Source organism: Rhodomicrobium sp. R_RK_3, from assembly GCF_002198715.1.
GTDB lineage: Bacteria > Pseudomonadota > Alphaproteobacteria > Rhizobiales > Rhodomicrobiaceae > R-RK-3.
Map to the genome: position 1 here is coordinate 344,278 of NZ_MWLK01000006.1, position 6,208 is coordinate 350,485.

Sequence of the window (6,208 nt, forward strand, 5' to 3'; positions counted from 1 at the left end):
GAATGGCCGCGCACCCGCCTAATGCGCGACGCCGCGGCCGTCTTTCTTGACGAGACGGACAAGCACGTCGATGCGCGAGATTTCCATGCCCTCGGGCGGCTGCGGCACCGACAGAACCGGCAGCGTGTCGCCCTCGATATCCATCAGCACGCCGTCATGCTCGTAATAGAAATGATGGTGGTCCGAGGTGTTGGTGTCGAAATAGGTCTTCGAGCCCTCGATCGCCACCTCGCGCAGCAGCCCGGCTTCGGTGAACTGGTGCAGCGTGTTGTAGACCGTCGCCAGCGAGACCGGGATGCGATCGCGCACGGCCTCGTCATGCAGCATCTCGGCGGTGACATGGCGGTCGCCCGCGCTGAACAGCAGCACGCCAAGCGCCACGCGCTGCCGCGTCGGGCGCAGACCGGCCGACTTGAGGCGCTCGGCCATCGCATGGTCGGAGATAGGTCGGGTCATCGGCGTGGTATGGTCCTTGCGTGGGATCGCTAAAAATATATTGTGTCGTCGCCGTGATAGCAACTATATGCTCATTTGTCGCCTTCCCGTAAGAGCAATGGCGGGCTTTTATCGCGCCGCCGGGTTATGATAGATAACGACGCTCGAAGGGAATAGTCCCTCTCCCGATCAGAAATGGTATCGAGATACGATGGCTGAACGCCAACAGGCATACGACTATAACGACCTCCTGGCCTGCGGGCGGGGCGAGATGTTCGGTCCCGGCAACCCGCAATTGCCGTTGCCGCCCATGCTGATGTTCGATCGCATCACCCATATTTCGGAGACCGGGGGCGAGCACGACAAGGGCCAGATCGTCGCCGAACTGGACGTGAAGCCCGATCTTTGGTTCTTTGCCTGCCACTTCAAGGGCGATCCGGTCATGCCGGGCTGCCTCGGTCTCGATTCGCTGTGGCAGATGCTGGGCTTCTTTCTCGGCTGGGTCGGCGGCCAGGGGCGCGGACGGGCGCTCGGCGTCGGCGAGGTGAAATTCTCCGGCATGGTCACGCCGACGGTCAGGAAGCTGGAATATTTCGTCGACCTGAAGCGGGTGATCAGGCGCCGCCTGACGCTGGGCATCGGCGACGGCCGTCTGACCGCGGACGGCAACACGATCTATCTGGCCAAGGATTTGCGGGTCGGTCTGTTCGATGCCTCGTCCGAGGGAAGCGTCCCAGCCAGCCTTTAGTGGATCGATCCGTCGAGAGTGGCCCGTTTTGCAGCCGATCGCGCCGGGACGAATGGGCGTGATCCGCAAAAGTGTCCACTGGTTTTACGATCGAGATTGTGCGCGAGCTAAGCAGCCGGAGTCCCATTCCCACGCCTTCGAGGATGGATGAGGCTTCGGCGCATTTCCAGGTCAATCGCCATGCGGTTGCCCGGGCGGTGCAACGAGATAGAGTTGGGGCCGTTCACGCCGCTCGCGGCGCTGAGGGGCTTCGGCGCGTGGCCGGGCTCTGATGCGGAGGCCATGGCTGCAATGAGGAGGCAAGAGGGGTTTCCATGAGACGCGTCGTGGTTACAGGCTTGGGCATCGTGTCCTCGATCGGCAATAACGCCCAGGAGGTGCTTGCATCACTGCGCGAGGGCCGCTCCGGCATCGTCAGGGCCAAGGAATATGCCGAACTGGGCTTCCGCTGCCAGGTGCATGGCGCGCCGACGATCGACTGGGAAGCCCAGGTCGACCGCAAGGTGCGCCGCTTCATGGGCGACGGAGCGGGTTGGAATTACGTCTCCATGCAGCAGGCGATCCAGGATGCCGGGCTCGAGGACAAGGAGATCTCGCACGAGCGCACCGGCCTGATCATGGGCTCGGGCGGCCCGTCCACCCGCGCCATCGTGCAGGCGGCGGACACGACCCGCTCCAAGGGGCCGCGCAAGGTCGGCCCCTTCGAAGTCCCCAAGGCGATGTCGAGCACCAATTCGGCGACGCTGGCGACGCCGTTCAAGATCAAGGGCGTCAACTATTCGATCTCCTCGGCCTGCTCGACCTCGGCCCATTGCATCGGCAACGGCACCGAGCTGATCCAGTGGGGCAAGCAGGACATCGTCTTCGCCGGCGGCGGCGAGGAGCTCGACTGGACCCTCTCGGTGCTGTTCGATTCCATGAACGCCATGTCCTCCGACTTCAACGACACCCCGGCCAAGGCCAGCCGCGCCTATGACCTGAAGCGCGACGGCTTCGTCATCGCCGGCGGCGGCGGCGTGCTGGTGCTGGAGGAGCTGGAGCACGCCAAGGCGCGCGGGGCCAAGATCTACGCCGAAGTCTCCGGCTATGGCGCGACCTCCGACGGCTATGACATGGTGCAGCCGTCCGGAGAGGGCGCGGTGCGCTGCATCCAGCTCGCCATGCAGGGGCTCCCCGGCAAGGTCGACTACATCAACCCGCACGCCACTTCGACGCCGATCGGCGATCTGAAGGAGATCGAGGCGATCCGCGAGGTGTTCGGCAGCGACATGCCGCCGATCTCGGCGACCAAATCGCTGACCGGCCATTCGCTGGGCGCCGCGGGCGTGCAGGAGGCGATCTATTCGCTGTTGATGATGAAAGGCGGCTTCATCTGCGAATCGGCCAATATCGAGGAACTCGACCCCGCCTTCAACGATGTGCCTATCGTCCGGGAGCGTCTGGACAACGTCGAGTTAAACTGCGTAATGTCGAACAGTTTTGGCTTCGGGGGGACGAACGCCACACTGGTCTTCACTCGCTATAATGGCTGAGCGTTCGGTTCTGCGGCAAGCCGCCGCCAAGCATTAATCTGACACCGAGAGCAACATGACAGGCATCGATATCGCCAAGCCGGGCCCACTGATGGCGGGCAAGCGTGGGCTCATAATGGGGGTCGCCAACGACCGTTCAATCGCCTATGGCATTGCGCGGGTGCTGGCCGGGCACGGCGCCGAACTCGCTTTCACCTATCAGGGCGACGCCTTCGGCCGCCGCGCGGTGCCGCTCGCCGAGGCGCTGGGCGGCACGATCATCTCGCCCTGCGATGTCATGGACCTCAATTCGGTCGATTCGGTGTTCAAGGAGATCCGCGAGAAATGGGGCTCGCTGGATTTCGTCGTCCATGCGCTGGCCTTTTCCGACCGCAACGAGCTGAAGGGCCGCTACGCCGACACCAGCCGCGAGAATTTCACCAACACCATGGTGATCTCCTGCTTCTCCTTCACCGAGGTCGCCAAGCGCGCCGCCGACCTGATGCCGCATGGCGGTTCGCTGATCACGCTGACCTATGCCGGCTCGATGCGCGTGGTGCCGCGCTATAATGTGATGGGCGTGGCCAAGGCGGCGCTGGAAGCCTCCGTCCGCTATCTGGCGATGGACCTGGGGCCGCAGAACATCCGCGTCAACGCGCTCTCGCCCGGACCGATGCGCACCCTCGCCGGCGCCGGCATCTCCGACGCGCGCGTGCTGTTCAATTTCCAGAAGATGCACTCCCCGCTCGGCCGCACCCCGACGCTCGACGAAGTCGGCGGCTCGGCGCTGTATCTGCTGTCGGATCTGTCGACGGCGGTGACGGGCGAGATCCACTATGTGGATAGCGGTTACAACACCGTCTCGATGCCGCGCCCGGAGACCATCAAGGAAACCGGCGAAGGCACGGCGGTCTCCGCGAACGGCAATGGCAGCAACGGCAATGGCGGACATCATTTGCCGCCGGACGAACCGATCAAGGCGCAGGCCGCGGAATAACGTCGCCGCGCCTGCAGCCCGCCGAGCCGGCATCTATCGCCCTCTAATTGAGCTTTTCGCCCGGATAGGCGCCCCAGACCATGTCCTGGCGGATATAGCCGGCGACGCCGCCCGCCGTGATCTTGCACCACTCGCCGTCGCAGCCGGCCACGTCGCCCAGCACGCCCGGCGACAGCCTCGCCTCGACCGCCGAGGATCTGACCGCCGATTCGTAGAGCTCGATGCTGCGATTCTTGGCCTCCCAGGGCGCCACCAGCACCGTCCGCCGCCCGCTCAGCAGCGTGCCGATCACCCAGCCGGTCGCGCCCTCGCTGTCGCGCACCTGCCGCCAGACGTCGAATTCGGCGATCACCTCGACCGGCAGCCCCGCCCGCCGGAACACCCAGGACACGGCGTGATCCCAGCCCGGCCCCTTGCGCACATTCACCTCATCGGCCTTCAGGCTGACGAAGCGCGGCGTCGGCTGGCCGCTGCTCGGCCCCTTTTTGCGCGAATTGAGGTCGATGGTCGCCCGCTGCGCGCCCGCCGGCCCCACAAACGGCGCGCCGGTCAGGAACAGAATGAGGGCCAGGCTGATCGCGATGCGGCTCAATGGTCACCTCCTTTGGCGCTGATCGCTGGATGCAGGCGCCTTAATGGGGTGAGCCGCGCTTTCTGGCAAGCCATCTCCTGCTTTGTCATCGCCGCCGGCTTCTGGTAAACAATAGGGCAGCTTTTGCCGGATGTTCTATTCGCGCTTCCATTCGAAGACGACGCCCCCTCCCGAGAGAGATCTTGCATGAATTCCGAAAAGCCTCTCGTCATCGTCACCCGAAAATTACCGCATCCGGTCGAGGCGCGGATGCGCGAATTGTTCGACGCCCAGTTCAATCCGGAAGACCGGGTGATGACGCGGGACGATCTCGTCCGCGCCGTGCAGAGCGCCTCGGTCCTCGTGCCGACCGTCACCGACCGCATCGACCGGACGGTGCTGTCGCAGAGCGGCCCGAAATTGAAGCTGATCGCCAATTTCGGCACCGGCGTCGACAATATCGATCTGGAGACCGCGCGCAACCGGGGCATCATCGTTACCAACACGCCAGGCGTCCTGACCGAGGACACCGCCGACATGACCATGGCGCTGATCCTCGCCGTGCCGCGCCGTCTGGCGGAAGGCGCGCGCTTCCTGAAGGAGAACGCGGCGGAGTGGCGCGGCTGGTCGCCGACCTGGATGCTCGGCCACCGCATCTACGGCAAGAAGCTCGGCATCATCGGCATGGGCCGCATCGGCCAGGCCGTCGCGCGCCGGGCCAAGGCCTTCGGCCTCGACATCAACTATCACAACCGCCGCCATGTCGCGCCCGACATCGAGACGGCGCTCGGCGCCACCTATTGGGAAAGCCTCGACCAGATGCTGGCCCATGTCGACATCGTCTCGGTGAACTGCCCGCACACGCCCGCGACCTTCCATCTGCTGTCGGCGCGGCGGCTGAAGCTGTTGCAGCCCACGGCCTATGTGGTGAACACGGCGCGCGGCGAGGTCATCGACGAGAATGCGCTCGCCCGCATGATCGAGGCCAAGGAGATCGCGGGCGCCGGGCTCGATGTCTTCGAGAACGAACCGGCGATCAATCCGCGCCTTTTGAAGAGCAACCAGGTCGTGGTGCTGCCGCATATGGGCTCGGCGACGCTGGAGGGCCGCATCGACATGGGCGAGAAGGTCATCATCAACGTGAAGACCTTCCTCGACGGCCACACGCCGCCCGACCGCGTGCATCCGGCGATGTTCTGAGCGCGGAAGCCGCCGGATCGACTCTTAACGCTTTGCCGAGTTTGGGATTTCGGGTTAACTGCCGCGGGCGGCCGGCTGTCCCGGCCGATGGGGATATGCGCGGCGCGGTCTGGCGCGCGGCGGCAATGTGTGGGGGAAGTTGCGATGGACGCGGCAGGCTTGCTCGAAGCCATGGTGGAGACCGGCAATCAGATCGACAGCGAATGGCAGATGTATATCGTCGTGCATCTGGGGCTGTTCTGGTTCTTCTTCCTGGTGCATCGCCCGCTCTTGCTGATCGAGCGCGGCGTGGCCCTGTTCGCCTATGGCGCCTTCGCCTTCATCAACGGCAACGGCTTGATCAGCACCTATAATCTCATCGAAGCCATGCGCCTCGACCTCATCACCCGGCTCAAGGCCGACATGAGCAGCGCGCCGCAAACCGCCACGGCGCTCGCCAATGTTTATTACGGCGATCGCACCGAGACCATCCTGATCACCCATGTCGGCGCCTTCTTCGTCGTCGCGATCTTCCTGCTGTTCCGCAATGTGATGATCCGCCGGTATCAGAAGGTCTTCCCCGGCGCGGTGAGCACCGGCGGGTTGTTGGACTAAGCAGGCCCGGCGGCCTCGCGACTATTCCGATCGCGCCATAATCCGGTGCGGCCTAACCCTCTCCCTTGGGAGACCTTTGCGTATCGAAGGTCCTCTCCCCGTCGTCCCGGACGGCCGTCAGGCCGAGCCGGGACCCAATCCTATTTCCGCTA

The 6,208-nt window shown here is 64.4% G+C and carries 7 protein-coding genes; 5 read left to right on the plus strand and 2 right to left on the minus strand.

What is annotated here, in order from left to right:
* Nucleotides 1–18: 18 nt before the first annotated feature.
* Complete coding sequence (gene irrA / locus BLEFHOIH_RS03615; RefSeq protein ID WP_088343114.1) at nt 19–456, minus strand: iron response transcriptional regulator IrrA; 438 nt, start codon at nt 454–456, stop codon at nt 19–21.
* A 190-nt stretch (nt 457–646) separates the two neighbouring features.
* On the opposite strand from irrA, the gene fabA reads away from it, so the two are divergent.
* From fabA to fabI, 3 genes are all read left to right on the plus strand, one after another.
* Nucleotides 647–1,183 carry a 3-hydroxyacyl-[acyl-carrier-protein] dehydratase FabA gene (gene fabA, locus BLEFHOIH_RS03620; protein WP_088343115.1) on the plus strand — a complete coding sequence of 179 codons (537 nt, stop codon included), beginning with the start codon at nt 647–649 and terminating at the stop codon, nt 1,181–1,183.
* 314 nt (nt 1,184–1,497) lie between these two features.
* Nucleotides 1,498–2,715 (plus strand): beta-ketoacyl-ACP synthase I, encoded by a 1,218-nt coding sequence (fabB, locus tag BLEFHOIH_RS03625; RefSeq protein WP_088343116.1) that lies wholly within the window; start codon nt 1,498–1,500, stop codon nt 2,713–2,715.
* 55 nt (nt 2,716–2,770) lie between these two features.
* Complete coding sequence (fabI, locus tag BLEFHOIH_RS03630; RefSeq protein WP_088343117.1) at nt 2,771–3,691, plus strand: enoyl-ACP reductase FabI; 921 nt, start codon at nt 2,771–2,773, stop codon at nt 3,689–3,691.
* 43 nt (nt 3,692–3,734) lie between these two features.
* On the opposite strand, the gene BLEFHOIH_RS03635 is transcribed toward fabI, so the two are convergent.
* Nucleotides 3,735–4,283 carry an SH3 domain-containing protein gene (locus BLEFHOIH_RS03635; protein WP_245296854.1) on the minus strand — a complete coding sequence of 183 codons (549 nt, stop codon included), beginning with the start codon at nt 4,281–4,283 and terminating at the stop codon, nt 3,735–3,737.
* A gap of 186 nt (nt 4,284–4,469) precedes the next feature.
* On the opposite strand from BLEFHOIH_RS03635, the gene BLEFHOIH_RS03640 reads away from it, so the two are divergent.
* Together BLEFHOIH_RS03640 and BLEFHOIH_RS03645 are read left to right on the plus strand one after the other, a co-directional pair.
* A complete protein-coding gene (locus tag BLEFHOIH_RS03640; protein ID WP_088343118.1) occupies nt 4,470–5,462 on the plus strand; it encodes a D-glycerate dehydrogenase in 993 nt (330 codons plus the stop codon).
* Nucleotides 5,463–5,606: 144 nt separating this feature from the next.
* Nucleotides 5,607–6,056 (plus strand): hypothetical protein, encoded by a 450-nt coding sequence (locus BLEFHOIH_RS03645; protein ID WP_088343119.1) that lies wholly within the window; start codon nt 5,607–5,609, stop codon nt 6,054–6,056.
* The last annotated feature ends 152 nt before the right edge of the window (nt 6,057–6,208 follow it).